The sequence below is a fragment of the uncultured Campylobacter sp. genome, assembly GCF_937921625.1.
Lineage (GTDB): Bacteria > Campylobacterota > Campylobacteria > Campylobacterales > Campylobacteraceae > Campylobacter_B.
The window spans coordinates 54169-77775 of the sequence record NZ_CAKZTI010000028.1 but is presented as its reverse complement, the minus strand read 5'-3'; the positions used below and the strand labels follow the sequence as shown (position 1 = coordinate 77775).

The window sequence follows — 23607 nt, the reverse complement described above, 5'->3', positions numbered from 1 at the left end:
ACCTGATAAATTTGGAATTTTATTCAAAAGCTGCGATAAATTTAAAATTTCTTCGTGCTCGAAGTGGCTCGTAAAAACCGCGCGGATCGTATCGCAACCGCGCAAGATCTCGCCGGTCTTCGGCGAAATACGCTCGCCGCCGAAGCCCTCGCAGCGCAGATTACAGCCCGCAAAGCGAAAGAAATATGCGAGCCTGCCTGCATATTTGCCCTCGCCTTGGATACTTAAAAAGCTCTCTACGAGCCTCATCCGCCCGTCTCGTAAAATGCGCGGCTTGAAATTTCATTCGAAGCGTCCGTTTGCCAGCGATTTTTTTCGGGCTTATTCGCTAAAATTTTAGCCAAAATTTCGGCGGCTGCGGCGATGTCGCCCTCTTTGACCGCCTTTTTGATACTTAGCGCGTCCTCGAAGTAAAGACACGGGATCAAAAGCCCCTCGGCGCTTAGTCTGATGCGGTTGCAACTCTCGCAAAAATCGTGCTTGTGCGGATCGATGATACCGAAGGTGTAGCCGTCCCCGAGCGCGTAAAGCGACGCGGGCGAGCTCTGCAATTTTGGCAGAGCGGTAAAGATAAATTTACGCCTTAAAATATCTAAAATTTCGTTTGATTTTAATCCTGTAAGATCGCCGGCATGGGTGTTTTCCATAAATTCTATGAAGCGAATCTGGCAATCCTTCTCGCGGGCAAATTCCAGCAAATAGATCAGCTCATCGTCGTTGATGCCTTTTAGCGCGACAGTGTTTAGCTTGACTTTTAGTCCCGCTTCAAGCGCAGCGTCAAGGCCTTCTAAGACGTTATAAAGCACGCCGCGCTGAGCTATAAATTTAGCCCGCTCCGGACGCAGCGAGTCAAGCGACATATTGATGCGCTTTAGCCCCGCATTTTTCAAGGCGCGCGCGTAGTTTTTGAGATAATATCCGTTGGTAGTAAGCGCAAGATCGATGTTCGGAGCATAATCCGCAATCATCTTTATAAAATCTTCGATCCCCTTTCGCACCAGCGGTTCGCCGCCGGTTATACGGATCTTTTTCACGCCGCCGTCGATCGCGACCTTGACGAATAAAAACATCTCCTCAAAGCTTAAAATATTCTCTCGCGGCACCCAGTTAAACGGCGTGCTCGGCATGCAATATCTGCATCTGAAATTACACCGCTGCGTAACTGAAATGCGCAAATAATCGATCGTTCGTCCAAATTTATCAATTAGCATATTTTGCCTTAATATCAATTTACGGCGATTATATAAAAAACAAAGTGATTTTGCAAAATTTTATTTTTATATTGCTCAGGCTATTTTCTTACCGAGCCGATGAGCTCTTTAAGCTGGTCCAGAAGCGGTCTGATCTGCTTTTCTACCCGCTCGTCGATCATCGTAGGCACTACGTCTAGTCTCTGTTCTATCGTCTCGTCGATTACGTCGGCAATCGCGTTTATATCGATATTTGGAGCGACTTTACCGCCCGAATCGATCATCTCTTTTAGCTCCTCGACCTTCTTTTTAAGCAGATAATTTTCCTGCATAGCGTCAGTCAGGACCTGATCGAAGCGTTCGAATTTTTTATCCGCTTGCTTATCCTTAAAATATATGACGAAAAACATCAAAAATATAACGACGCAAAGTCCTAAAATGATGATAGTGTTAAGATCCATAGGGGTTCCTTAAAATAAATTTACAAAAACAAAAGCAAAAAAGGCGATGCCCAAGTAGCCGTTGAGCGTGAAAAACGCGCGATCAATCTTGCTAAAATCTTTCTGCACGATCTTATGCTCGAAGTACAGGATCGCCGCGCACGCAGCCACGCCCAGATAGGCAAAAAAGCCTAAATTTGCCGCCGCGCAAAACAGCAGCCAAAAAAGCACTGCTACGGCGTGAAAAATTTTAGAGATAAACATCGAGGCTTCCTTGCCGTAAAGCGCAGGGATGCTGTAAAGCCCGTTGCTGCGGTCAAATTCCATATCTTGAAGCGAATACAGCACGTCAAAGCCGCCCACCCAAAATACTACCCCGAGACATAGCAGCACTGACCAGAGCGGAATTACGCCGCTAACGGCGATCGCTCCCGCAATCGGCGCAAGCCCCAGGCAAAAGCCGAGCATCAAATGCGCCGTTTCGCTAAAGCGTTTAAAATATGAATAGCCGCCCAATGCCGCTAAAATCGGCACCGAAAGCTTAAGCGCCAAAGGATTTATAAGCGCCGAAACCGCTATGAAAACCACTGCGTTTGCGATGATGAAAAGCAGTAAATTCCCGCGTCCGATCCGTCCGTCCACGCTGGGGCGCGAAGCGCAACGCGGATTGGCGCGGTCGATATCCTCGTCCAAGTAGCGATTTAGCGCCATCGCGAAGCTTCTGGCGCTCACCGCGCATAAAATCCCCAAAAAAAGCAATTTCCAGCCGAACCATACCGAGCCGTTTTGCAGCTTGCTTGCAGTAACCATCGCCGTAAAGATAAACGGCAGCGCGAAAACCGAGTGTTTAAAAACTATTAATTCGTTGATATCGGATAAAATTTCTTTAAATTTAGCCATTTCGCCCCTTAGTTTGGGCACCATTGTATCAAAAAAAAGTAAGAATAGCTCTAAATTTGATATAATTTGAACGAAAAATTTACGAAAGGAAACGCCTTGAGCCAAAATCAAAACTCGCACGCAAGCCCGCAGATCGCGATCATCGGCACCACGGCAAGCGGCAAAAGCGATCTTGCGCTAAATATCGCTCGCGAAATGGACGCCGTGATTTTGAGCCTCGATTCGCTCTGCATTTACCGTGGGATCGACATCGCAAGCGCCAAGCCAAGCGAGGAGGAGCTGCGCGAGATCAGGCACTTCGGCGTAAATTTAATCTATCCAAACGAGTACTTCAGCGTCGGCGAGTTTATCAAAGAATACGCAGCCGCGCGGGCTTTCGCGGAGCATAGCGGCGCGCCTTTGATAATCACGGGCGGCAGCGGGTTTTATCTCAAAGCGATGCTAAGCGGGCTGGCGCCGAAGGTTCCAGATTTTAAAAGCGAAATTTCAAACGATGAAATTTACGCCCTAGCGCGGCGGATCGATCCGGAATTTGCCGCAAAATTTAGTGCGGCGGACAGCTTTCGGTTAAAAAAATGGCTAAGCATCTATAAATTTTGCGGCGAGGCGCCGAGTAAATTTCTGCGCGAAAACACCGCCCCGCCCGTGATTTCGGATATTAAAATTTTTGAGATCGACGCGCCTAAGCAGTGGCTTGCGCATCGCATCGAAGCGCGCACGAAGGCGATGTTTGAGCGCGGGCTTTTAGAGGAGGCGGAGTTTTTATTCGCTCGCTACGGCGCGGAGTGCAGGGCGTTAGGCTGCATCGGGCTAAAGGAGTGCGGGCAGCTTTTGCGCGGGCAGATCTCGCGGACGCAGTGCGAGCAGCTCGTAAGCCTGCACACGGTACAGCTTGCAAAGCGCCAACGCACCTTCAACCGCTCGCAGTTTGCGGATAAAATTTCAGCGCCGCCGCAAGAGCTGGAGCGTGAAATTTTAAATTTTTTTCGCTACGAGATTTAAAATCAAAATTTATCAAAATTTGTGCGCTTGCTAGAAAAAAGTGAGACAAGGAAGTAAAATTTAGATTTAAATTTACCGCACCGGTCGCATCTTTAAAATTTTGCGGGTCGCGCCAAGGTCTCGTGCGGTGCAGAATTTCGATTAAATTTAACTGCCTTTGCAAATATCAAAGCTAAATTTATCGTTGTCAAGCCTACTGAAATTTTGATTTTCCGCGCTTGCGTTGCGCTTGAAAATAAAGGCGTAGCCGTATTTCTCGAAGTGCTGCGAGCTGTTTTTTAGCCCCAGGGCGCAAAGCTCGTAAGTGCCGCTTTGCAAGCCAAGTTTGAGCGTGGAATTAAATTTTCGCATCTTGCCCGCAGCGCCGCTTTGGCACTCATAGCCTAGCTCGAGTTCGTCGCTTTTTAGCTCATCGAAACGATACTGCAAAGCATCGAAGCTCGCTAGGATCGTGGAGTCGCTTTGCGGAGCGAAATACAGCCTATCGCGCTTGAAAGCTACTTCGTAGCCCGCAGACGGCGCAAACTCCTCATCAATGCAAACGAAGATCTCATAGCTGCGCACCGTAAGCGGGTAGAAGGGTAAAGCTTTAGCGCCCTTTACGGCGTCATAAAACAGCTGCTTGTGCGCGTCCCAGTAGCTTAGAAGCTTTTTTGCTCTGCATTTTCGCTCCTTTAAAAACTCACTCAAATCGCGCACATCAAGCAGCGCAAAACCGTAGCCGTCAGCACTTAGCTCGCCCAAAAACATATCTCTCCTTGTTGGCAAAGCGCGATGGGTTCAATTCGCGCTTAAAATTTTAGCTCAATACCCGCTTAAAAAGACGAAATTATTTACCGCGCCGGTTAGGAATTTCACCAAAAACGGCGCCAGCACGCACGCCACGCTAGCTATCACGACGGCGAATTTTATCTGCACCGAGACCGTTCCCAGCGAGCCGTCAAGCTCCGCGTCCTCTCGCGGCTCGTGCAAAAACATACGCACGATGAGGCGCAGGTAGTAATACAGCGCGAGCGCGCTATTTACCGCCATGATGACGGCGAGGGCAAAGTAGCCCGAATTGACCGCGGCGCTTAGCAGATACATCTTGCCCCAAAACACGCTAAACGGCGGAATGCCCGCAAGCGAGAGCATGAAGATCGCCGCGCATAGCGCAAAAAGCGGATGGGTGCGGATCAGCCCGTCAAATTTCTCAAACGGATGCTCAAAGCGAGCCGCGAACTTGGAGCTTTGCGCGCAAATTTCGGCGCCAGGCTCGCAAGTTTCAGTGCCGAAAAGGCTCACTTCCGCGCCGGGCTTAGTCGCTTTCAAATTTGACCCGTTTGCTTTGGAATTTTGCTCGCTCGCTTTAAAATTCCACTCGGCGCAGGCTGAATTTTGCCCGCTCGCGTCTAAATTTAACTCGCCGGCAAAGCTCGGCTCGTGATTTTGCGAAAAAGCGGGCTTTGGGTTTGAGATAGAGCTCTCGCCGTTTGTATTTAAATTTAAAGCGGGGCTTCGGGTTTTAAATTTTAAATTTAACGAACGCGCGCGCCTTTGCCGCACGCACCAGATGAATGCAAACGCCCCGAGATTTGCTACGGCGTATAGGATCCAGTAGGTGAAAAGCGCCGCGTTTGCCTGCGTCGAGCCGATCACGATCGCGCAGAGCACGAAGCCCGCGTGCGAAACGGAGCTAAAAGCAAGCATCCGCTTGACGTCGCGCTGCACGAGCGCCATAAGATTTGCTAAGCTCATCGTAGCCACCGCTACGGCGTAGAGCACGATGTTTAGCCACTGCACGCCGATGCTTTGCAGCGCTTCAAACAGCCTGATCGCCACGACAAAGCCCGCGATCTTGGGCACGACGGACAAAAAGCCCGCCATAGCCGAGCTCGCGCCCTCGTAAACGTCGGGCGTCCAGGTGTGAAACGGGATCAGCGAGAGCTTAAATCCTATCGAGATGATCATAAATGAGCAGGCGGCGAAAAGCAGGACGCTGGTTTGTAAATTTGAACTCTTAGCGATCTGCGCGATATTTGAAATTTCCATAGAGCCGGTCGATAGAAAAAACATCGCCGCGCCGAATGCGAAAAAGCCCGATCCCAGCGCGCCCATTATGAAGTATTTTAGCGCCGCTTCGATTGATCTGGCGCGGTTATGAAGAGCGATTAGCGTATAAAGCGCCAGCGAGCCCGTCTCAAGCCCAACGAGGATCATCATTAAGCTTTCGCTCGCGACCATAAACTCATAGCCAACGAGCACGAATAGAAATAGCACGAAAAACTCCGCCGTGTGGTACTCGTGCGCGCTTCTTGCGCCCAAAGATAGAAAGATGAAAAATATCGAGCTTGCGAGAATGATAAGCATCGATAGCGTCGCGATTCCGTCCACCAGCATCACGTCAAAAAGCCCGCGTATGCCGCTGTTGTATCCAAAAACGAGCCCGAAGCCGAGAGCTAGCGCCAGTATCGTGATGACAGCATAAAATTTATATGATAGCGTGCGCGCAAAAAGCGAAACCGCGAGCATCAGCAGGGCAAATCCTCCAAGTATCGCCATAGGCGCGATCGAGGCTAAATTTAAAAGATTATTTTGCATCGCTTCTTACCTTAAAATTTGCTTTTTCCATATAGGCGCGAGTTGCGGTCTGAAAGGCTTTATTAAACATCAGCTCAAGACTTTGCGTCACGCTAGGCTCGATACTCTTTAGCATCAAATTTGGCGCGACGCCAAGCGCTACCACCAGCACGCAGATCGGGATGATAGAGCAAAGCTCGGTTCTGTTTAGATCGCTTAGCTTTTTATTTTCCTCATGCACGAGCGCGCCGAAGAAGGTCTTTTTATAAAGATTCATCGAATAGATCGCGCCCATTATGATGCCGAGCCCGCCCAAAAGCGCATAGCTAAAGCTGATCTTAAAAATCCCCGCAAGACTTAGGAATTCTCCCACGAAGCCGATCGTAAGAGGAAGGCCTATCGAGCCTAGCAGCACGACGCAAAAACAAAACGCATAAAGCGGCATCACCCGCGCAAGCCCGCCGAATTCGCTAAAAAGCTTCGTGTGCCTGCGGTCGTATAAAAAGCCTACGAGCATAAAGAGCCCGCCGCTTACTATGCCGTGGCTTATCATCAAAAATACCGCGCCGCTCATTCCTTCGCGGCTCATTGAAAAAATTCCTAGCATTATTACGCCCATATGCGCGATCGAGCTATACGCGATAACCTGTTTGATATCCTTCTGCGCAAAGGCGATGAAGCTTGCATAGATGATCATAACGATCGCTACGGCGCACATCATCCCGCTAAAATGCACGCTCGCGTCGGGAAATAGCGGCAGCGAAAATCGCACGAAGCCGTATGTGCCCATCTTAAGAAGCACCGCGGCAAGCAGAACCGAGCCTATCGTAGGAGCCTGCCCGTGCGCGTACGGAAGCCAGGTATGAAAAGGAAAGCAAGGCGTCTTGATCGCAAAAGCGACCGAAAATGCCAAAAATAGAGGAATTTGCGTGCTAAGCGGCAGCGACAGGCTCTGCCAGTTTAGGATATTAAAGCTATACTCGCCCGTAGCCTCGTGATAGAAATAGCTCATCGCTACGAGCCCTACGAGTAGAAACATCGAACCTAGAAAGGTGTAGATGAAAAATTTCACCGCGGCGTAAATTCTCTTGCCGCTGCCCCACGCGCCGATAATGTAGAGCATTGGAATTAGCGAAAGTTCCCAAAAGATGTAAAACAAAATCGCATCCAGCGCCACGAAAACGCCCACCATCGTCATCTCTAAAAACAGAATGCAGATGATTAAATTTTTGGCGCGCTCTTTAATGCTTAGGCTAAGCAGCGCTAAAAATGTAACCAGCGTGCTTAGGATCACTAAAAACAGCGAAATTCCGTCCACGCCGATGAAGTAGTTGATGCCGTATTCGCTTATGAAAGGGTGCAGCACGCTAAACGCGATGCCGTCTACCGGCTCGTAAAATATCCACAAAACGAGCGAAAGCACGAACTCTATAAAGCTCATCGTAACGGCGTAGGTCTTGATGCTCGCTTCGTCGATCAAAAAGCCTAAAACCGCAGCTACCGCCGGAAAAAATATAACCAAACTTAAAAAGTATTCCATGCCCACCTCACAGCGCAAACGCCAAAATCAGCAAAATGAAAGATCCCAAAACCATCCACCTTAAATTTGCGCTCAAATCTCCGCTATTGCTCGCGCGATCCGCACCTTCGCCGCTTTTTACCGCCACGCGAGCGATCAGATCGACGCTGGCGTCTATGATCGCGCCGTCGCATTTAGCGCAGATCTCGCTAAGCTTAGCGTATCCGCGCACGATCACGCGCTCGTAAATTTGCGGGATAAAATACTGAGCGATCAAAATTTTATAAAATTTGCAGTTCTTTAAATTTTGGCTAAATTTACCCTTGCCGTATGTCCAAATCGTGCCGATCGCTACTGCGCTTATCATCGCTAGCGTTAGGGCGATCAAAATTACCTCCACGCCGTGCGGGATCGAAATTTTAAATCCCGGCAATATGCTAAGCACGAACTCAGCAAAATCGTGCTCGAAAAAGCCTGCGATCACCGCAGGCACGGCTAACACGCCCATCGCGATAAGGGCGAAGCCTTTCGCCTCGTGCGGATGGTGGGTAAAATTTTGCTTGCCGAAAAACACGAGCATTATCAGACGCACGCTGTAAAACGTCGTCATCGCAGCGCCCGCAAACAGCAGCGCCCAGATAAAATACGCGTCCGCGCTCCACACCGCTTCTAAAATTTTATCTTTTGAGAAAAAGCCCGCGAACGGATAAAATCCGCAAAGCGCAAGCGAGCCTATGCACATTAAAATCGCCGTAGGCCGCATAAACTTATATAATCCGCCCATATTTTGGATATTTAGATCGTCTTTCATCGCGTGCATTACGTTGCCCGCTCCCAAAAATAGAAGTGCCTTGAAAAACGCATGCGTCGCCAGATGAAATAGCGCGATCCAATACGCCCCGAGCCCCGCGGCTACGAACATATAGCCAAGCTGCGAAAGCGTGGAATAGGCGATGATTTTTTTAAGATCATTATGAACCAGCGCCATCGACGCCGCAAAGACCGCCACGAAAGCGCCCAAGCAGACGATGAAGCCGCTTACTTCGGGCGCGAGCGCGAAAATCGCGTTTGCGCGGATCACCAGATAAACGCCCGCCGTAACCATCGTCGCTGCGTGAATAAGCGCGGACACGGGCGTCGGACCCGCCATCGCGTCGGCAAGCCAGGTATGGAATGGAAACTGCGCGCTTTTGCCCATCGCGCCGATGAATAAAAGCACTGCGATCAGGGTTAAAATTTCAGGCTCCAAGCCCGCTGCGTTCGCAAACACCACCTCGTAGCGCAGCGAGCCGAAATTTAAATAGATCAGAAAAATTCCAAGCAACATTCCAAGATCTGCGATGCGGTTCATTATGAAAGCTTCGTTGGCGCACCAGCTGTAGTTGCTCCTATCATACCAAAAGCCTATTAACAGCCACGAGCAGAGTCCGACCCCCTCCCAGCCGATGAAAAGTCCTAAAAAATTATCGCTCATTACCAAAACCAGCATCGAAAATACGAAAAGCCCCAGGAAGCTGAAAAATTTAGCGAAGTTTTCGTCATCCCACATATAGTAGATCGAATACACGTGCACGACGCTGGATACGATGCCTACGACCACCATCATCACCGCACTTACGCTATCTATGAGAAAGCTAAATTTTGCGTCCAAAAATCCCGTGCTTATGAAATCGGCTAAGCTTACGCTAATTAGGCGGTTGTCAGAGACGAGCTCCATCAAAGCAAGCGACGCGATAGTACTTAAAATCACCAGCGCCGAGCAGATTACGCCGATAAACATCTTATCTTTGGCGCGAATGAAAACGCCTGCGAAGATCGCCGAGGCAAGCGGTGCGAAAAGGGCGATTAAAAGCCATACAAAAACGGTATCAAGCATCAGACCCGTCCTTAGAAGGATTTTTAAAATTTACGAAGCTGTCAAGTTCGATGCTGCCCGTTTTCTTATACCACAAGATGAGCAGCCCTAACCCCACGGCCATCTCGCTCGCGGCGATCGCTACGATGAAAAGCGCAAAAATTTCGCCGTTTATATTGTCGTAAAATTTCGCCACGGCGACGAGGGCTAAATTTGCGGCGTTTAATAAAATTTCGCTCGAAAAAAAGAGCATTATCAAATTTCTTCGCTTCATCATACCCGCAAGCCCGAGCCCAAACATCATCGCAGCGACGATCAGATAATGATTTAGACCCATTTTATCCCTCGCTCTCTTCATAGCTCAGGCTCGCGTCCATCTGCTTATGCGCAAGCACGATAGCGCAGATCATCGCCACGAGCAGCATCACGGCGGCAAGCTCGAAAATCGCCAGATATTTCGTAAAGATAATCATCCCAAGCGCCTCGGTATCGTCGGTGTTTAAAATTTTAAGCGTTTCTACGTTGTTTGCAACCACCGCGCTAAGCACGATAATCACGAGCAAAAATGCGATCACGCCGCTAAGCGCGAAAAATAGCCTTGCCCCCTTTTTCGGCTCGCTTACGTTTTTATCCGCGCCCAAAAACATCAGCGCAAAGCCGTAAAGCACGATCACGGCGCCAGTGTAGACTATGATCTGCACTACGCCCAAAAACTCCGCATCCAGCAAGAAGAAAAATCCGCTCATAAAGACCATGCCGCCGGCCAGCGCGCTAAGGGCGTAAAGGACGTTTTTGCTAAAAACGCTGATGCCGAAAAGCGCCAGGCAAACCGCGCTGAAAAAATAAAATGCAAGCGTTTGTATCATTGCTCTTCCCCCTGCGCTGAGGAATCCGGCGCGGAACTTTGCGTAGAATTCTCAGCGTCCGCGGTAGAATTCTTTTTGGAATTTGCCTTAGATTTTTTACCTCGCGCGGCGGAACTCCCCGAGTCTTGCATGGCGGAATTTTCTTTAGAATTTTCCACGGAATCGTCGTTCGTAGCAAGACCGCCCGTGGAATTCTCGACGTGCGGCGCAACCGAATTCTCTTTAAAATTTTTACTTTGAGCGGCGGAATCTTCGGCGCTCTGCGGAGCAAAATTTTCTTTAGAATTCTCCGCCAAATTTATACTATCCGTAGCGGAATCGCCGGTGCTTTGCGAGGTAGAATTTCCTTTAGAATTTCGCTGCGAATCAGGCGCGGAATTTTGAGCGTCCGTAACGGAATTTTCTTTAGAATTTTCGGCGTCCGCGGCGGAGTTTTCCTTTAAGCTTGCCCGCCCGACGTCTTGCCGCTCGGCTAAAATTTCGCCGCTTAAGCCCGCGCCTGAAAATAGAATTTTATCGCTAGCGGCGCCCTCTTTTTTGGAGCTTTCCACGGCGCTGCTTTTTAAATTTGAACCCGCGCTCTTTAAGCTTGGCTCGTCGCTTGCGGCGTCGCTTTTTATATAGGCATTCGGCGTCATCTTGATCCGCGCGCCCGCGTTTTCATCCAGGCTGCCGTAGCCCGCAAACTCCTGTGCCGCGCCGTTTAAGCATAAATTTTCGCCGCGAATCAAAAGATCCTCTTTGAAGCCGTAGTAGGCTCGCTGTTCGCTCGCAAGCTCGTATTCGCAACCGTGCACGATAGCGATCTCGGGGCAGACGTCCGCGCAGAGCCCGCAATAGACGCAGCGCCCTAAATTTATCGAGTAGTTATCTACCTTTTTGCGACCGTCGCTGCCGAGGCTGGTCTCCATCGCGATGCAGTTCGCCACGCAGATCTTCTCGCACAAACCGCATCCGATGCAGCGTTCGCTGCCGCTTTCAAGCAGGCGCATAAGCTTGTGCACGCCGCGGTATCTAGGCGGCATGACAAATTTTTCCATAGGATACCGAAGCGTATGCGAGCCGCCGCGCTTAAACATATTTTTTAGAACCACCCACAGCCCCACGAAAAGCTCGCCGCGAAAGGTGCGGGTTAGAAATCTACGAAGCTTATCGCCGCCTGAGTTAATAGGGGCTCGTTTATCGATCTGGGCGTATCTTGCCATCGCAATCCTCCTTAAACGATCGCTAGCGCGGTAATTAGCACGCAAGCAAGAGCTAACGGCATGCAGACTTTCCAGCAAAGCCCCATCAGCTGATCGGGGCGTAGATGCGGCCACGCCGCGCGCGCCCATAGGAAGCAGAAAAACACGAGGCTTGATTTTAACACCATCATAACGCCGCCGGGGATAAACCAAAACGCGTTGAATCCGCCCAAAAATAGCAGCGTCGTAACGACGGAGTAGGTTATGATATTGGCGTATTCGCCGATAAAAAACATACCCCAGCGCATTCCCGAATACGCCGTACCCGCGCCCGCTACGATCTCGGTTTCGTTTTCGGTAAGGCATAGCGGCGTGCGGTTGCACTCTACAAAGGCTGCGATGAGAAAGAGCGCAAAGCAGACGGGCTCTTTCCAGATAAACCACTTATCAATGCCGCCGCTTTGCGCGCTTACGATGTCGATGAGAGATAGCGAGCCCGTGATCATCACGATAGGGATCAGGCTAAGACCATTTATCACCTCAAAGCAGGTGATCTGCAAAAACGCACGAAACGCGCCTATCGTGCCCCATTTATTGTAGCTTGCAAGCCCTCCGATCAATAGACCATAAACGCAGGTACCGCTAGCTCCGAGCAAAAATAAAATTCCCACATTTATATCGCTTAAAATCGGCTGTATCGTCCGCCCGCCGATCGTAAACTCCGGCAGCAGCGGCACTACCGAAAGCGCCACGAAAGCGCCCGTAGCAGAGATTATCGGCGCGATTTTAAAAAGAAGCTTATTCGCCCGCGCAGGGATCGCGTCCTCTTTAGTAAAAAGCTTTATCATATCAGCGCCCACCTGCAAAAGCCCCGCAGGCCCGACCATAGAGGGTCCGATCCTGCGCTGCATAAAGGCAAGCACCTTACGCTCGGCATAGGTTGCAAGCCCCGAGAGTAGCGCGATGACGGCTAAAATCACGAGCGCCTTTAAGACGGTAGCTACGAAATAAAATGCACTATCGCTCATCTGCCCTCTCCTTTGGAATTTGAAATTTTCTCGATTTTCACGCTTGCATAGCGCGAGGTTTTGAAAAATATCTCGCCGCGCAGCTTCTCGTCAAAATACGGCAGATACGCCCCGCTAAAGCCTGGATCGATCTTTACGCTAGCGATGATTTCGCGGTTTAAGCTTACGAGCCCCTCTGCGCCGCTTTCGCTATTTTCATTACCGGCAGTATCGGCTTTATGCGCGCCGCTTGCGCGATCCGTTTTTTTAGCACGACTAGCGCCGCTTTTGTCGCTTTCATTATCAGCGGCGCCCGTTTTACGCGCGCAGCTAGTTTTTTCATCATGGCCCGCGCCGTCTGCTTGGTAAATTTTAACGACGTCGCCTGCGCTCACGCCCAAGTTTTCGGCGATACTAGGGCTTAGATACAGCGCGCCCGCTTCGCCCAGTCCGCTGCTTGCGCCGCTAAATTTATTGAATTGATGCAGCGGATTTGCCTCATAGATTAAAATTTCGCCCGCGCCCGCGCTAATCGGCGCTGAAAGCGAAATTTCAAACTCCTCCTCGCTCGCGGCGAGCTCCTTGTTTCGCAGCCCATATCCGCGGTGGTTTGCGCCGCCGTTGTCGTAGAAATTTTCTAAATCGTCAAATTTAACCGGCTCAAAATCCGCGCCCAAACTCGGCGTATAGCTGATCGCGTGTTCCGCGCAAACTCCCAGCGCACAGGCGATATCGTTTAGCTCATATCCACTATAATCAAGCGCCGCATTGGTAGGCACTACGCGCTTGTCGTAGTTCGTAAACGTGCCCTCCTGCTGCACCAAGCTAGGCGCGTCCAGATCGGCCTCCAGCACGCCGAAGCTTATATCACCCGCTTCGTTATAGCCTAGCGTCTCACCAGCGCTCATTTGCGCGCTAAGTTCACAGATGAGTGCGACGCCAAGGCTATTCGTGCGCGGCGGCACCACTAGTACTTTAAATGGCGTGTAGCGCTGCACCAAACCCGCCAGGCGCGCGAGCATAGCGCTATTTGGCGTTCGGATAAAATCCTCGCCGATGATGAGCGAAAAATGCTCCTTTTTAGCCAAAATTTCATCTATTTTTTGCTCATCCAGACCAAGCGCGCGGGCAAAATTTGAAATTTTACTTTCCGTAACATTTTCGGAATTCTGCGCAGAATTTTTTGCGGAATTTTCAGCGCCGTCCGCGCTTGCGGAATTTTCGGCACCGCTCTCACTCGCAACATTCTCGGCGCCATTTGCCTCCGCAGAATTCTCAGGATTTTGCGAACCCGCAGATTTCTTGTCTAAATTTTCCTTCGCCGCGGCGCGCGAAATTTTAAATTCCGCCGCGAGTTTCGCATCCAGCCACCCAGGTAGATCGCGCCCGAACTTTTGCAAGATCCAAAGCAGGATCTGTGCCTCCAAGCCCGCAGCGTGCGGCTGATGGATAAAATTTTTGCCAAAACCCTTAATGCCCTCGTCGCAAAACGGATGAAAATAGATCCCGCTTGCCTTATTTAGCTTGCAGGCGCTGTTTACCGCATAGCCTAGATTTGGAGCGTCGCTGCGTAAAAATGTGCCGCAAACTACGATGAAATCGCTATTTTTAATCGTCTGCGAATCCGCATTATAAAATTTCGTGCCACTAAGCTTTGAAAATTCGCGCAGGAATTTTTGATACGCAAGTGCTTCGTCGTTGATCAGAGCGAGCTTAAATTTTTGCCGCAAAAGCTCTAAAATCCGCGCTTCTTCGTTAGTGATGAAGCTATTAAATTTGATATTTTTGATCTCGCCGTCCTCGATGCCGCGCACGATACGGCTAAAAACCGCTTCGTTTTTGCTCGCTCGCTCGTTTGAAAAATCCCAGCCGAAGCGCGCTGCGGCATGTAGGACGCTAAAATTTATGTCGCTACTAACGCGATAAATTTTTTCACGCGGCTCGCCTATGCCGCGGCGCTTGATCTCGTAATAAAGCAGTTCGCAGTCGCTGCTGTGCGGGTTGGAAGCGGGGATTTGGCGCAGCTCCCAGGCGTTTGAGACGTATTTAAACGCGCGCTCTACCAGAGCCCCCGTCGGGCAGACGGCCGCGCTCTCGCCGTAGTTTACGCAATCATCATTTTCATTTACCCGCGCGATTAGACTTTTTTGCAGCTTGTTCCATACGGCGTAGGCGTCTTTGGGCATCGCGTCCTTTTGCTCCTTACTCGGCGCGTCTCCGCCGCGCGGAACGAGCTTAAACGCATCTACGCCCAAGCGGTCTTTCGCGGCGGTAATACAGCGCTCGCAAACGATGCAAAGGCTAGGATCGTAGCTCAAATATCCCCAATCCTGCACCTCGCGCGCCGTATCGCGGATAGCGTAGCTTTGAGCATTTGTGCGCATCAGATGGGCTAAATTTTGAAGCTCGCACTCGCCGCTTTGATCGCAAACCCCGCACGCCATCGGATGGTTGATACAATAAACCTGTGTGATCGCCTCGCGCTCGGCGTCGATCTCGGGGCTGCGGCTGTAAACGACCATGCCGTCCTTGGCTTTGGCGTTGCAGCTATAGACGCGCTTGCCGTCCGCTTCGACCATACAAAGCCTGCATGCGAGCGTCGGCGTACCGCCGCTTAGATAACAAAGCGCAGGGATAAAAACGCCGCAGCGACGCGCGACCTGCAAGATGTACTCGCCCTCGTCGCACTCGCAAGCTTTACCGTCGATCGTGATCTTTGCCATTTTAAACCTTAGAAATTTCGGCTAGTTCGAAATTATAACCGCCAAAGCCCTGCCCGCCCGAGCCCAAAAGCGCGATCGTGCCCTTTAGCTCCTCATCCAAAATAAATTCTTTTTCTAAATTTAAGTGCGGCGTTTTGATGCGGACGCGATCGCCGCCCTTGATCTTTGCGACCATGCAAAAATACCTTCCGCCGATGAGCCGCTCGTCCGCATCGTGTTTGAAAACCACGGCGCCGTCGAAATTCTCAGGCTCTTTAAGGGGCCTTAAATTTGCCCGCTCTTGTGCGCCCAAGTCCGCTTGCTCGCCGCCTAAATTTAAAATTTTAACCCAGAACTTCGCCGCTATGAGAGATAGAAAGGCTTTGATATTCTCGGCGTCTGGATGAGTTTTAATAAGCGCATCGTCGATCAAAAGCGCGTCGCAGCCGCTTTGCAAAAACTCCGCGATCTGCTCGATCTCCTCCTCGCCCACGCTGCTTTCGCCGCTTAGATACTCCAGATCCAGATCCGCAAAATATTGCTCGTCGCAAAAACTAGCGCAGATTAGCGCCAGCACGAAGCTTTGCGCGCCGATCTCGCATTTTATCAGCTCGCCCGGAAGATGCGGGTCTTGCAGCGGTGATACGCTTAAAATTTCAGCGCTCTGAAAACTGGCTGCGAGCGCGGGATTTTGAAGGCTAAGCAGCGACGCAAAATTTAGAATTTTCATCCTCTCCCCTTTTTGGCGACGACCATCCAATCGACTTGGTTATAACGAATCGAGCTTAAAAGCGTGGAATTTAGCCCCTCCACCAGATCTGCGCTTTTTTGAACCGCGCTGAAATCGCCCATCTCAAACATAAAGATCATCGTTTCGCCGCGAGCGGAATTTTTTAAAATTTCGCCCATGCGGTTTAAAAATTTATCGCCCAGATGCCTCAAATCGTAGCGTTTCATCGATCCACCTCGCCTAAGATAATATTAGTGCTGCCGATGATCGCCGCGGCGTCGGCAAGATACTGCCCGGGTAAAATTTCCTCATAGACCGCGCAATGCCAAAAGCTCGGCGTGCGGATCTTAAGGCGGTACGGGCGGCTTTCGCCCATCGAGCGGATATAAAATCCAAGCTCGCCCTTAGGACTCTCGCTCGCGGCGTAAATTTCGCCCACGGGCGGGCGCAAACCCTGAGTGACTAACACAAAATGCTGCATCAGCGAGTAGTTTTGCGTCATGATCTGCTCTTTGCTAGGATTTACGTAAGCGGGATTGATCGCTAAAATTTGCGGATCGCTCAGCGGATAATGTTTCGCGCACTGGCGCAAAATTTTAAGGCTCTCGCGCATCTCCGCCATATAACACTTATAGCGCGCGTAGCAATCGCCCTCGCTCGCATACGGCACGTCAAAATCAAGCTCGTCGTAGATGAGATAGGGCTCCTCTTTTCGGATATCCCACGCATGCCCGCTAGCGCGTAGCGTTACTCCGCTACAGCCGCAGCTAAGGGCATCTTCGTGCGAGATAACGCCCACGCCCTCGGTTCGCATCAGCCAAATTCTATTGGTATCGAGCATATCTTCAAATTCTTTAATGTCGCTCGGGAATTCGTCGCAGAATTTCAACATCTCTTCTAACCAGCCGTTAGGCAGATCCAAAAAGACGCCGCCGATTTTGATATTATTGTGCGTAAGGCGCGCGCCGCAGTATTTTTCTATGAGATCAAGTATGTATTCGCGCGAGCGAAAACAGTAGAGAAATACCGTCATCGCACCGATATCAAGCGCGTGCGTCCCCAAAAACAGAAGGTGCGAGCTGATGCGATTAAGCTCCAGCAAGATCGTGCGGATGATCTGTGCGCGGCGCGGCACTTCGATGCCACAGAGCTTCTCGACCGCGGCGCAAAAGCCGTAGTTGTTCGAACCCGATGCGATGTAATCGATGCGGTCTGTTACAGGGACGAATTCCGCGTAGATCATATTTTCTGCCATCTTTTCGATGCCTCGGTGCATATAGCCTACGCCCGGGCGCGCACGCACGATGCGCTCGCCGTCAAGCTCCAGCACTAGCTTTAGCTGGCCGTGCGCGCTTGGATGCTGCGGACCGAAATTTAAGATCATATTCGCGCCCTCGCGCTCGTACTCGATGTTTTCGAAAAACGGTCTTAGCTTGCTTCGATTTTGCATTATTTTCTCTTTGTAATGATCTTGTAAATTCCGCGTTTAGCGCGTTTTACGAAGCGCACGCCGCCCTCTTCTTGATATTCTTGTAAAATTTTCTCTTGCGGCCGCGGCTCGCCATAACCGCTCTCGTGATAGAGCCGCGCGAAGTTAAAGGTATCTTTTTCATCCACGAATGCGGAATTTCGGTTCTCCTCGCCGATCCGTTCACGTGCATCGCGCCCAAAAATTTTATCCACCTCGTACCACTTGGCAAACTCGTCTCCTTGCAGCGGATAGGACTTCAAAAGCGGGTATCCGAACCAATCATCAGGCATTATTAGGCGCGCTAAATTTGGATGATTTTCAATCCAAACGCCCATCATATCGTATAGCTCGCGCTCCGCCCAGTTCGCGCTTTTGTAGATGCCCGCAGCGCTTTGCAAAAAGCTCTCATTCGGCACGAAGCACTTTAGCCGCGCGCGGCGCGCCCTTTTGATATCCAAAAGCTGATAAAAAACCTCGATGCCGCCGCGAGCCTCGGTAAAATCTACGCCACTTAGCTCGCACAAAATTTCATATCCAGCGCTCTTAAGCGCGCGCAGCGCCGCTAAATTTTGCGCAGACTCCACATAGAGCACGAGAGTATTAAATTCCACGTATGAGTTTAAAATTTGGATGCCTTCAAGCGCGTCTAGATCGTCTTTGAAATCGCTCTCGTTTGCGCTGGATTTAGGCGTTTCCTCGGGAATGAAAAATCTATCTTTGTAGTAATTTTTTTTACTCTGATCGCCTTTGGGATTAAATTTTCTCATCAGATCAGCCTTTTTGCCTTTTGTGCACGGCGCGGCGTTTGGGCGCGAATCTTTTTTTGCAGCACCATCAGCGCAAACTGAAGCGTCTCGGGGCGAGGTGCGCATCCGGGTAGATAGATATCCACGGGCACTATGCGGTCGCAGCCCTGCACCGTCGCGTAGGTATTAAACATCCCTCCGGTATTGGCGCAGCTACCCATACTGACGACCCATTTGGGCTCGGGCATCGCGTCGTATAGGCGGCGCGTAAACTCGGCATGCTTTTTGCTAAGCGTGCCTGCGATTATCATCACGTCCGATTGCTTGGCGCTTGCGCGAAATATCGTACCGAAGCGGTCAAAGTCAAATCTGCCCGCGCCCGCCGCCATCATCTCGATCGCACAGCAAGCAAGCCCGTACGTCATCGCCCACAAAGAGTTGCTCCTGCCCCACGCGATCAGCTTATCGACGGTGGTAAGAACTACGGGAAGCCCGTTTTCGCGCGCGTAGTTTATCTTATGCTCTGCCAATTTAGCGCTCCTTTTTTCCAGGCGTAGATGAAACCGATGCCTAATAATACGATGAAAAACGCCATCTCTACAAGCCCGAAGACGCCTAAAATTTTAAAATTTACCGCCCACGGAAACATAAAGATAATCTCGACGTCAAAAAGTATGAAAAGCACGGCTATCAAAAAAAAGTGGGAGTTCATTCGGTTGGGCTGTTTGACGGCCTCGGGGCCGCTTTCGTAAATTTCGCCCTTTAGCCGCTCGTCGCGCCTATCTGCTAAACGCGAGCCTACCAAAGAGGATAGTTTAACGATGAGCGAAAAGACGCAAAAGGCTAGGATTAGCATTACGAATATTCCGAAATACGGGCTTTGCAGCGGAATTCTAGACATTTTTCGCCTCGGTTTTAAAATTTAATGCGGATTGTAACGAAGTATTGATTTAATAAAGCTTAGCGCGCGCCACTAAATTCGCTTTTAAAAGTAAAATTTAATATACCTCTCTCGTGCGATTTAGTGGGGATTAAGGCGCGTGTGGTAAAATTTCGCGGATTTTAAGGGAGAGCTATGAAATCTAGCAAGATAAGTCTCATTTTCTACGGCATATTCTGCGGCGTAACAATCTATTTTCTTATCTGGGGATTCGGTTTTATAGGAAGCGGCGATAAAACGCTATTTTTAGTTTCGGTATTTTTAGGCATCTTTATGGCCTTTAATATCGGCGGAAACGACGTGGCAAATTCCTTCGGCACCAGCGTCGGAAGCGGCACTCTTAGCATCGCGCAGGCCCTTTGTATCGCGGCGGTATTTGAAGCAAGCGGCGCTGTAATCGCAGGCGGCGAAGTAACTTCGACGATCCGCAGTGGCATAATCGATCTTAGCAAAATGGACGTGCATCCTAGGGATTTTATCTATGTAATGATGAGCGCGCTTTTTGCGGCGGGCGCGTGGCTGCTTTTTGCCAGCAGAAAGGGTTTGCCCGTATCTACTACGCACGCTATCATCGGCGGCATCGTGGGCTCGGGACTTACACTAGGCGTCCTGCTTAATACCGCAGAGACTTCCGCATTGTGGCTCGTGCAGTGGGATAAGATCGGCAAAATAGCGATCTCTTGGGTGCTCTCGCCGATTTTAGGCGGAGTGATCTCCTTTGGAATTTTCTGGCTAATTAAGCATTACATTTTGGATTACAACCGCTACGCTCAAATAAAGATCGACCGCATAAAGCGCGAAAAAAAATCCCTCCGCAAGCTGCATAAAAAGACCTTCGAGACCCTGGACGACATCCAAAAGATCGCCTATGCAGAGGCGCTAAATCACGATATTTACGCGATGCGCGATCCAGATTTTGATCCAAGTGAGCTGGATAGCGAGTATTATAAAAAGGTGATCGAGCTTGACGCTAAAAAAGAGAAACTCAAATCCCACAAGGCCCTAGAGTACGGGATCCCCGCCGTAGCGGGTATCGGAGCTTTCGTGATCTCGGCGATGTTGATATTTAAGGGGTTGCATAATCTAAATTTCGGGCTTACGAATTTTTACAACTACCTCATCATCGGTATGTCGACGCTGATTACCTGGCTTTTAATGTTTATTTTCGCTAAAACCCTGCGCCGCTCAAATTTAAACAAATCCGCGTTTTTGATGTTTAGCTGGCTGCAGGTGCTCACCGCTAGCGGCTTTGCCTTTTCGCACGGCAGCAACGACATCGCAAACGCCGTGGGTCCGTTTGCCGCCATCATCGATACGATGGCTACGAATAGTATCAATCCCTCCACTCCCGTGCCGCAACAGATTATGATAATGTTCGCAGTAGCCCTCATAGCGGGGCTTTGGTTCATCGGCAAAGAGGTAATCGCCACCGTAGGCACTAATCTTACCAAAATTCACCCCGCTTCGGGCTTTAGCGCCGAGCTCGCAAGCGCCGTCGTCGTCATGGCGGCATCGGTGCTGGGGCTTCCGATCTCCTCGACCCACGTGCTAATCGGCGCGATTTTAGGCATCGGCTTGGTAAATCACAGCACGAACTGGTCCTTGATGAAGCCGATCGGGCTAGCGTGGATCATCACCCTGCCCGTCTCGGCGCTGCTTTCGGCGTTTGCATTCGTGCTTTTGCGCCACGTATTTTAGGCTAAATTTAAAAATCCACTCTCTGAAATTTTAAAATTTCGCAAAATTCTACGCAGGCTAAATTTTAAAATTTTACGGCGCCGAAGCGAGTAAATTTTACAGCTCCTCTTGCGACGCATAACCGCGCAAAACCAGCTCGCAGCGGCGCAGATCCCGCCCGCACGCCTTTGAAAATTTAATAAAATTTTAGCTACAATCGCCCTTTTAAATTTAGGAAAGCTATGAGTAAATTTGAAATTTTAAGATCCACCCTTGCCGTGATGATGGGCTACGTACCGCTGGGGCTGGCGTTTGGCATCTACGGCATCAGCCAAGATCTGCCCGTCTGGGCGCTCGCGCTGACCTCGCTGCTTATATATGCAGGCAGCGTGGAGTTCGTGCTGATCGCATTCATCGCAACTCACGCCTCGCTCGTAGATACCTTCGTCGTGGCGTTCTTGCTAAATTTCCGCCATTTTTTCTATACGATGTCGCTCCTGGACGAGCTGCGCTTCGTACGTCATAAAATTTACGCCGTATATGCCCTTACGGACGAAACCTTTGCCCTGCTAAAAGCGCGCGCTTTTTTGCGTCCCGAGGAGCTTAGCGGCGAGCGACCCGTAACGTCGCAAAGACTAAAAGAGCTTGATCTGCTCTATAATCTAACCGCGGTTTTAAATCAATCCTACTGGGTTGTGGGCGTCGTTGCAGGGGCTGTTTTGGGGGCAAGCTTAAAGCTTGATTTTAGCGGGGTCGAGTTTAGCCTGACGGCGCTTTTTGCGATGCTAACCTATGAGGTTTTTAAAGCAAATCCGCAATACAAAGTGCTATTTCTGGGCTTTGCGTGCGCATTTATGGGGCTTTTTATCTTTCCTGCAAAATACTTTTTATTCGGCACCCTGATTTTCGGCACAGCGGTATTGCTGCTCTTTCGTAAATACTTCGAGCAGCCTTTGCGCACGGGACGCAGACTGCGAAAATTCTTAAAAAGGGGTAGGTAGTGGAAATTTTGCCCTATATCTTTCTGGCCTCGCTCGCTACGATTTTGACGCGATTTTTGCCGCTGCTGCTTTTTAAGAAAAAGACCGCGAGTCCAAGCTTATCGTATCTGCAGAAAAACTCCGGACTTTTGATAATGGTCGTTTTGACGATATACGCGCTTAAGACGATGCTGCCTAGCTTTTCGGGCGAGCGGACTTTTAGCGCAGACGTGCTGCAAACGGCAGCGCTGATACTTTGCCTGATTATGGCGTTTGTCGTGCATGCTAAATTCCGCAATTCGCTCGTTACGATAGCGCTTCCTACGCTAATATATATGGCGGTGCTACGCTTTTTATTGAATTATTGATAAATTTATAAGTTAGTTTTCGATAAACTTCAAAAATTAATTTTTAAGTTTAAAAAAGGTTCAAGTTTTATGAATTTTATCAGTCAAATGGTGCATAGCTTCGCCAAAAAATACGCCGCCGAAACTATGCAAAAATCCCTATACAACTCCCTTAGAATCGACATCACGCAGGAAAATATCGCCAAAATTCCAAACCCCGATAAAAAATATATGTTCTACATGCACGTGCCCTTCTGCCACACGTTTTGCCCGTACTGCTCCTTTCACAAATACGCCTACGAGCGCGGCGCGTGTAAGGCGTATTTCAGCGCGCTACGCACCGAGATGCAGCGCACGAAAGACGCAGGCTACGACTTTGAGACGCTTTATGTAGGCGGCGGCACGACGCTTATCGACGAGGATGAGCTAGCGCGCACGCTGGAGCTTGCCAAGTCGCTTTTTAGCATCAAAGAGGTCTCGTGCGAGAGCGATCCTAACCACATCGAGCCTGAGAGCTTGCTACGATTTCGCGGGCTAATAGACCGCCTAAGCGTGGGGGTTCAGAGCTTTGATGATGATATTTTACGTAAAGCTTCGCGCTATGACAAATTCGGCTCGGGCGAAATTTTGCAAGAAAAGCTATCTCGAGCGGTCGGAATTCTACCGATTTTAAGCCTGGATCTGATCTTTAACTTTCCGTTTCAAACTCGCGAAATTTTACTTCGCGACATTGAAGCGGCAAAAGCGGTAAAACCGGAGCAGATCACGCTGTATCCGCTGATGAAATCGCCTTTGACGCGCGATCAAATAGCGCGGAGCCTCGGCGTTAGCAATGTAGATCACGAGGAGGAGTTTTACTCCATCATCTGCAAGGAATTTTCTAGCTGGCACCGCAGCAACGCATGGGCCTTTGCTCGCGAAAAATCAAATATGAGCGACGAGTACGTAGGCACGAATCACGAATACGTGGGCATCGGAAGCGGTGCGTTTAGTTTCTTAGGCGGCAGGCTGCTCGTAAATGCGTTCAACCTCGAAGACTACGCAAGCAGAGTGCATAAAAACGAAAGCACCGTCATCGCCACTTGCGATTTTAGCAGATCCGAGCGCGCGAAATACCTCTTTTTGACCGAGCTTTTCAACGGCGAGATCGATATCGCTAAATTTAACGCCGCAAACGATCTAAATTTGCGCCGCGAACTGGGCAGAGAACTTAGCCTGCTAAGGCTTGCAGGAGCCGTGCGCATCGAGGGCGAGATCATCCGTACGACGGAATTTGGCGCGTATTTGTGCCTTGTTTTGATGAAGGAATTTTACACCGGCATGGACAAGGTGCGTGCGGCGTTCCGCGACGATGCCAAGATTAAGCGCGCAAAACAGCTCATCATTATGGACGAAAGCGAATCCGCCGCAACCGGCGCAGCAAAAGGCGAGATAGCGTCGTAAATTTTGTGCCAGACCGCTACTAGCGCTTGGACGCACCCGCGACTTAAGC

Annotated in this window: 23 protein-coding genes and 1 pseudogene; 5 read left to right on the top strand and 19 right to left on the bottom strand. The window is 50.1% G+C overall.

All coding sequences use genetic code 11. From position 1 onward, the window contains the following. Window positions 1-6: 6 nt before the first annotated feature. From Q0101_RS04595 to mqnP, 4 genes and pseudogenes are all read right to left on the bottom strand, one after another. A pseudogene (locus tag Q0101_RS04595) lies at window positions 7-249 on the bottom strand (7-carboxy-7-deazaguanine synthase QueE); the annotation flags it as partial. Then, a complete protein-coding gene (gene moaA, locus Q0101_RS04590; protein ID WP_297942787.1) occupies window positions 246-1211 on the bottom strand; it encodes a GTP 3',8-cyclase MoaA in 966 nt (321 codons plus the stop codon). The gene moaA and the pseudogene Q0101_RS04595, both read right to left, overlap by 4 nt. Window positions 1212-1291: 80 nt before the next feature. Next, window positions 1292-1651 carry a hypothetical protein gene (locus Q0101_RS04585; RefSeq protein ID WP_005869739.1) on the bottom strand — a complete coding sequence of 120 codons (360 nt, stop codon included), beginning with the start codon at window positions 1649-1651 and terminating at the stop codon, window positions 1292-1294. A 9-nt stretch (window positions 1652-1660) separates the two neighbouring features. Then, a complete protein-coding gene (mqnP, locus tag Q0101_RS04580) occupies window positions 1661-2530 on the bottom strand; it encodes a menaquinone biosynthesis prenyltransferase MqnP (protein WP_297942785.1) in 870 nt (289 codons plus the stop codon). 96 nt (window positions 2531-2626) lie between these two features. Here mqnP and miaA point away from each other — a divergent pair, with 96 nt between their 5' ends. After that, window positions 2627-3532 (top strand): tRNA (adenosine(37)-N6)-dimethylallyltransferase MiaA, encoded by a 906-nt coding sequence (miaA, locus tag Q0101_RS04575; protein WP_297942783.1) that lies wholly within the window; start codon window positions 2627-2629, stop codon window positions 3530-3532. Window positions 3533-3679: 147 nt separating this feature from the next. On the opposite strand, the gene Q0101_RS04570 is transcribed toward miaA, so the two are convergent. From Q0101_RS04570 to Q0101_RS04500, 15 genes are read right to left on the bottom strand one after another with little or no spacing between them, the layout of a single operon-like run. Further along, entirely contained in the window at window positions 3680-4282 is a 603-nt protein-coding gene (locus Q0101_RS04570) for a hypothetical protein (RefSeq protein ID WP_297942781.1), read from the bottom strand. Between the two features lie 54 nt (window positions 4283-4336). Next, the gene (locus Q0101_RS04565; RefSeq protein ID WP_297942780.1) at window positions 4337-6112 is read right to left on the bottom strand and encodes an NADH-quinone oxidoreductase subunit N; all 1776 of its coding nucleotides are present in this window, start codon (window positions 6110-6112) and stop codon (window positions 4337-4339) included. After that, window positions 6102-7631: an NADH-quinone oxidoreductase subunit M gene (locus tag Q0101_RS04560; protein ID WP_297942778.1), complete on the bottom strand. Its 1530-nt coding sequence runs from the start codon at window positions 7629-7631 to the stop codon at window positions 6102-6104. Before Q0101_RS04560 ends, Q0101_RS04565 begins: the two co-directional genes overlap by 11 nt. A gap of 7 nt (window positions 7632-7638) precedes the next feature. Continuing rightward, complete coding sequence (gene nuoL / locus Q0101_RS04555) at window positions 7639-9486, bottom strand: NADH-quinone oxidoreductase subunit L (RefSeq protein WP_297942776.1); 1848 nt, start codon at window positions 9484-9486, stop codon at window positions 7639-7641. Further along, window positions 9479-9802: an NADH-quinone oxidoreductase subunit NuoK gene (nuoK, locus tag Q0101_RS04550; RefSeq protein WP_297900585.1), complete on the bottom strand. Its 324-nt coding sequence runs from the start codon at window positions 9800-9802 to the stop codon at window positions 9479-9481. The genes nuoL and nuoK overlap by 8 nt, the downstream gene beginning before the upstream one ends. A gap of 1 nt (window position 9803) precedes the next feature. Then, complete coding sequence (locus tag Q0101_RS04545; protein WP_297942774.1) at window positions 9804-10331, bottom strand: NADH-quinone oxidoreductase subunit J; 528 nt, start codon at window positions 10329-10331, stop codon at window positions 9804-9806. Next, the gene (gene nuoI, locus Q0101_RS10700; protein ID WP_366939400.1) at window positions 10328-11536 is read right to left on the bottom strand and encodes an NADH-quinone oxidoreductase subunit NuoI; all 1209 of its coding nucleotides are present in this window, start codon (window positions 11534-11536) and stop codon (window positions 10328-10330) included. Before nuoI ends, Q0101_RS04545 begins: the two co-directional genes overlap by 4 nt. Before the next feature lie 11 nt (window positions 11537-11547). Further along, window positions 11548-12543, bottom strand: coding sequence for an NADH-quinone oxidoreductase subunit NuoH (gene nuoH / locus Q0101_RS04535; protein ID WP_297881368.1), 996 nt, complete (start codon window positions 12541-12543; stop codon window positions 11548-11550). Continuing rightward, on the bottom strand, window positions 12540-15245 hold the full coding sequence (locus Q0101_RS04530) for an NADH-quinone oxidoreductase subunit G (RefSeq protein WP_297942772.1): 2706 nt from the start codon (window positions 15243-15245) through the stop codon (window positions 12540-12542). The genes nuoH and Q0101_RS04530 overlap by 4 nt, the downstream gene beginning before the upstream one ends. Window position 15246: 1 nt before the next feature. Then, complete coding sequence (locus tag Q0101_RS04525; RefSeq protein WP_297942770.1) at window positions 15247-15954, bottom strand: hypothetical protein; 708 nt, start codon at window positions 15952-15954, stop codon at window positions 15247-15249. After that, window positions 15951-16181, bottom strand: coding sequence for an NADH-ubiquinone oxidoreductase subunit E family protein (locus Q0101_RS04520; RefSeq protein ID WP_177386790.1), 231 nt, complete (start codon window positions 16179-16181; stop codon window positions 15951-15953). Before Q0101_RS04520 ends, Q0101_RS04525 begins: the two co-directional genes overlap by 4 nt. Beyond that, a complete protein-coding gene (gene nuoD / locus Q0101_RS04515) occupies window positions 16178-17404 on the bottom strand; it encodes an NADH dehydrogenase (quinone) subunit D (RefSeq protein WP_297942768.1) in 1227 nt (408 codons plus the stop codon). The genes Q0101_RS04520 and nuoD overlap by 4 nt, the downstream gene beginning before the upstream one ends. Beyond that, the gene (locus Q0101_RS04510; protein WP_297942766.1) at window positions 17404-18192 is read right to left on the bottom strand and encodes an NADH-quinone oxidoreductase subunit C; all 789 of its coding nucleotides are present in this window, start codon (window positions 18190-18192) and stop codon (window positions 17404-17406) included. Before Q0101_RS04510 ends, nuoD begins: the two co-directional genes overlap by 1 nt. Beyond that, entirely contained in the window at window positions 18192-18701 is a 510-nt protein-coding gene (locus Q0101_RS04505) for an NADH-quinone oxidoreductase subunit B family protein (RefSeq protein WP_297942763.1), read from the bottom strand. The genes Q0101_RS04510 and Q0101_RS04505 overlap by 1 nt, the downstream gene beginning before the upstream one ends. Continuing rightward, window positions 18683-19072, bottom strand: a complete 390-nt coding sequence (locus Q0101_RS04500; protein WP_005869774.1) for an NAD(P)H-quinone oxidoreductase subunit 3 — start codon at window positions 19070-19072, stop codon at window positions 18683-18685. The genes Q0101_RS04505 and Q0101_RS04500 overlap by 19 nt, the downstream gene beginning before the upstream one ends. A 174-nt stretch (window positions 19073-19246) precedes the next feature. Here Q0101_RS04500 and Q0101_RS04495 point away from each other — a divergent pair, with 174 nt between their 5' ends. From Q0101_RS04495 to Q0101_RS04480, 4 genes are all read left to right on the top strand, one after another. Then, window positions 19247-20809, top strand: coding sequence for an inorganic phosphate transporter (locus tag Q0101_RS04495; RefSeq protein ID WP_297942761.1), 1563 nt, complete (start codon window positions 19247-19249; stop codon window positions 20807-20809). Window positions 20810-21030: 221 nt separating this feature from the next. Further along, complete coding sequence (locus tag Q0101_RS04490) at window positions 21031-21789, top strand: AzlC family ABC transporter permease (RefSeq protein WP_297942759.1); 759 nt, start codon at window positions 21031-21033, stop codon at window positions 21787-21789. After that, window positions 21789-22136 carry an AzlD domain-containing protein gene (locus tag Q0101_RS04485; protein WP_297942757.1) on the top strand — a complete coding sequence of 116 codons (348 nt, stop codon included), beginning with the start codon at window positions 21789-21791 and terminating at the stop codon, window positions 22134-22136. The genes Q0101_RS04490 and Q0101_RS04485 overlap by 1 nt, the downstream gene beginning before the upstream one ends. A gap of 69 nt (window positions 22137-22205) precedes the next feature. After that, a complete protein-coding gene (locus Q0101_RS04480) occupies window positions 22206-23558 on the top strand; it encodes a coproporphyrinogen III oxidase family protein (protein WP_297942755.1) in 1353 nt (450 codons plus the stop codon). Window positions 23559-23607 lie beyond the last annotated feature (49 nt).

Excerpts from the sequence above, each read along its gene's own strand:
- moaA (WP_297942787.1), bottom strand. The coding sequence starts at position 1,211 with ATGCTAATTGATAAATTTGGACGAACGATCGATTATTTGCGCATTTCA.
- Q0101_RS04585 (WP_005869739.1), bottom strand. The coding sequence starts at position 1,651 with ATGGATCTTAACACTATCATCATTTTAGGACTTTGCGTCGTTATATTT.
- mqnP (WP_297942785.1), bottom strand. The coding sequence starts at position 2,530 with ATGGCTAAATTTAAAGAAATTTTATCCGATATCAACGAATTAATAGTT.
- Q0101_RS04570 (WP_297942781.1), bottom strand. The coding sequence starts at position 4,282 with ATGTTTTTGGGCGAGCTAAGTGCTGACGGCTACGGTTTTGCGCTGCTT.
- Q0101_RS04565 (WP_297942780.1), bottom strand. The coding sequence starts at position 6,112 with ATGCAAAATAATCTTTTAAATTTAGCCTCGATCGCGCCTATGGCGATA.
- Q0101_RS04560 (WP_297942778.1), bottom strand. The coding sequence starts at position 7,631 with ATGGAATACTTTTTAAGTTTGGTTATATTTTTTCCGGCGGTAGCTGCG.
- nuoL (WP_297942776.1), bottom strand. The coding sequence starts at position 9,486 with ATGCTTGATACCGTTTTTGTATGGCTTTTAATCGCCCTTTTCGCACCG.
- nuoK (WP_297900585.1), bottom strand. The coding sequence starts at position 9,802 with ATGGGTCTAAATCATTATCTGATCGTCGCTGCGATGATGTTTGGGCTC.
- Q0101_RS04545 (WP_297942774.1), bottom strand. The coding sequence starts at position 10,331 with ATGATACAAACGCTTGCATTTTATTTTTTCAGCGCGGTTTGCCTGGCG.
- nuoI (WP_366939400.1), bottom strand. The coding sequence starts at position 11,536 with ATGGCAAGATACGCCCAGATCGATAAACGAGCCCCTATTAACTCAGGC.
- nuoH (WP_297881368.1), bottom strand. The coding sequence starts at position 12,543 with ATGAGCGATAGTGCATTTTATTTCGTAGCTACCGTCTTAAAGGCGCTC.
- Q0101_RS04530 (WP_297942772.1), bottom strand. The coding sequence starts at position 15,245 with ATGGCAAAGATCACGATCGACGGTAAAGCTTGCGAGTGCGACGAGGGC.
- Q0101_RS04525 (WP_297942770.1), bottom strand. The coding sequence starts at position 15,954 with ATGAAAATTCTAAATTTTGCGTCGCTGCTTAGCCTTCAAAATCCCGCG.
- Q0101_RS04520 (WP_177386790.1), bottom strand. The coding sequence starts at position 16,181 with ATGAAACGCTACGATTTGAGGCATCTGGGCGATAAATTTTTAAACCGC.
- nuoD (WP_297942768.1), bottom strand. The coding sequence starts at position 17,404 with ATGCAAAATCGAAGCAAGCTAAGACCGTTTTTCGAAAACATCGAGTAC.
- Q0101_RS04510 (WP_297942766.1), bottom strand. The coding sequence starts at position 18,192 with ATGAGAAAATTTAATCCCAAAGGCGATCAGAGTAAAAAAAATTACTAC.
- Q0101_RS04500 (WP_005869774.1), bottom strand. The coding sequence starts at position 19,072 with ATGTCTAGAATTCCGCTGCAAAGCCCGTATTTCGGAATATTCGTAATG.
- Q0101_RS04495 (WP_297942761.1), top strand. The coding sequence starts at position 19,247 with ATGAAATCTAGCAAGATAAGTCTCATTTTCTACGGCATATTCTGCGGC.
- Q0101_RS04490 (WP_297942759.1), top strand. The coding sequence starts at position 21,031 with ATGAGTAAATTTGAAATTTTAAGATCCACCCTTGCCGTGATGATGGGC.
- Q0101_RS04480 (WP_297942755.1), top strand. The coding sequence starts at position 22,206 with ATGAATTTTATCAGTCAAATGGTGCATAGCTTCGCCAAAAAATACGCC.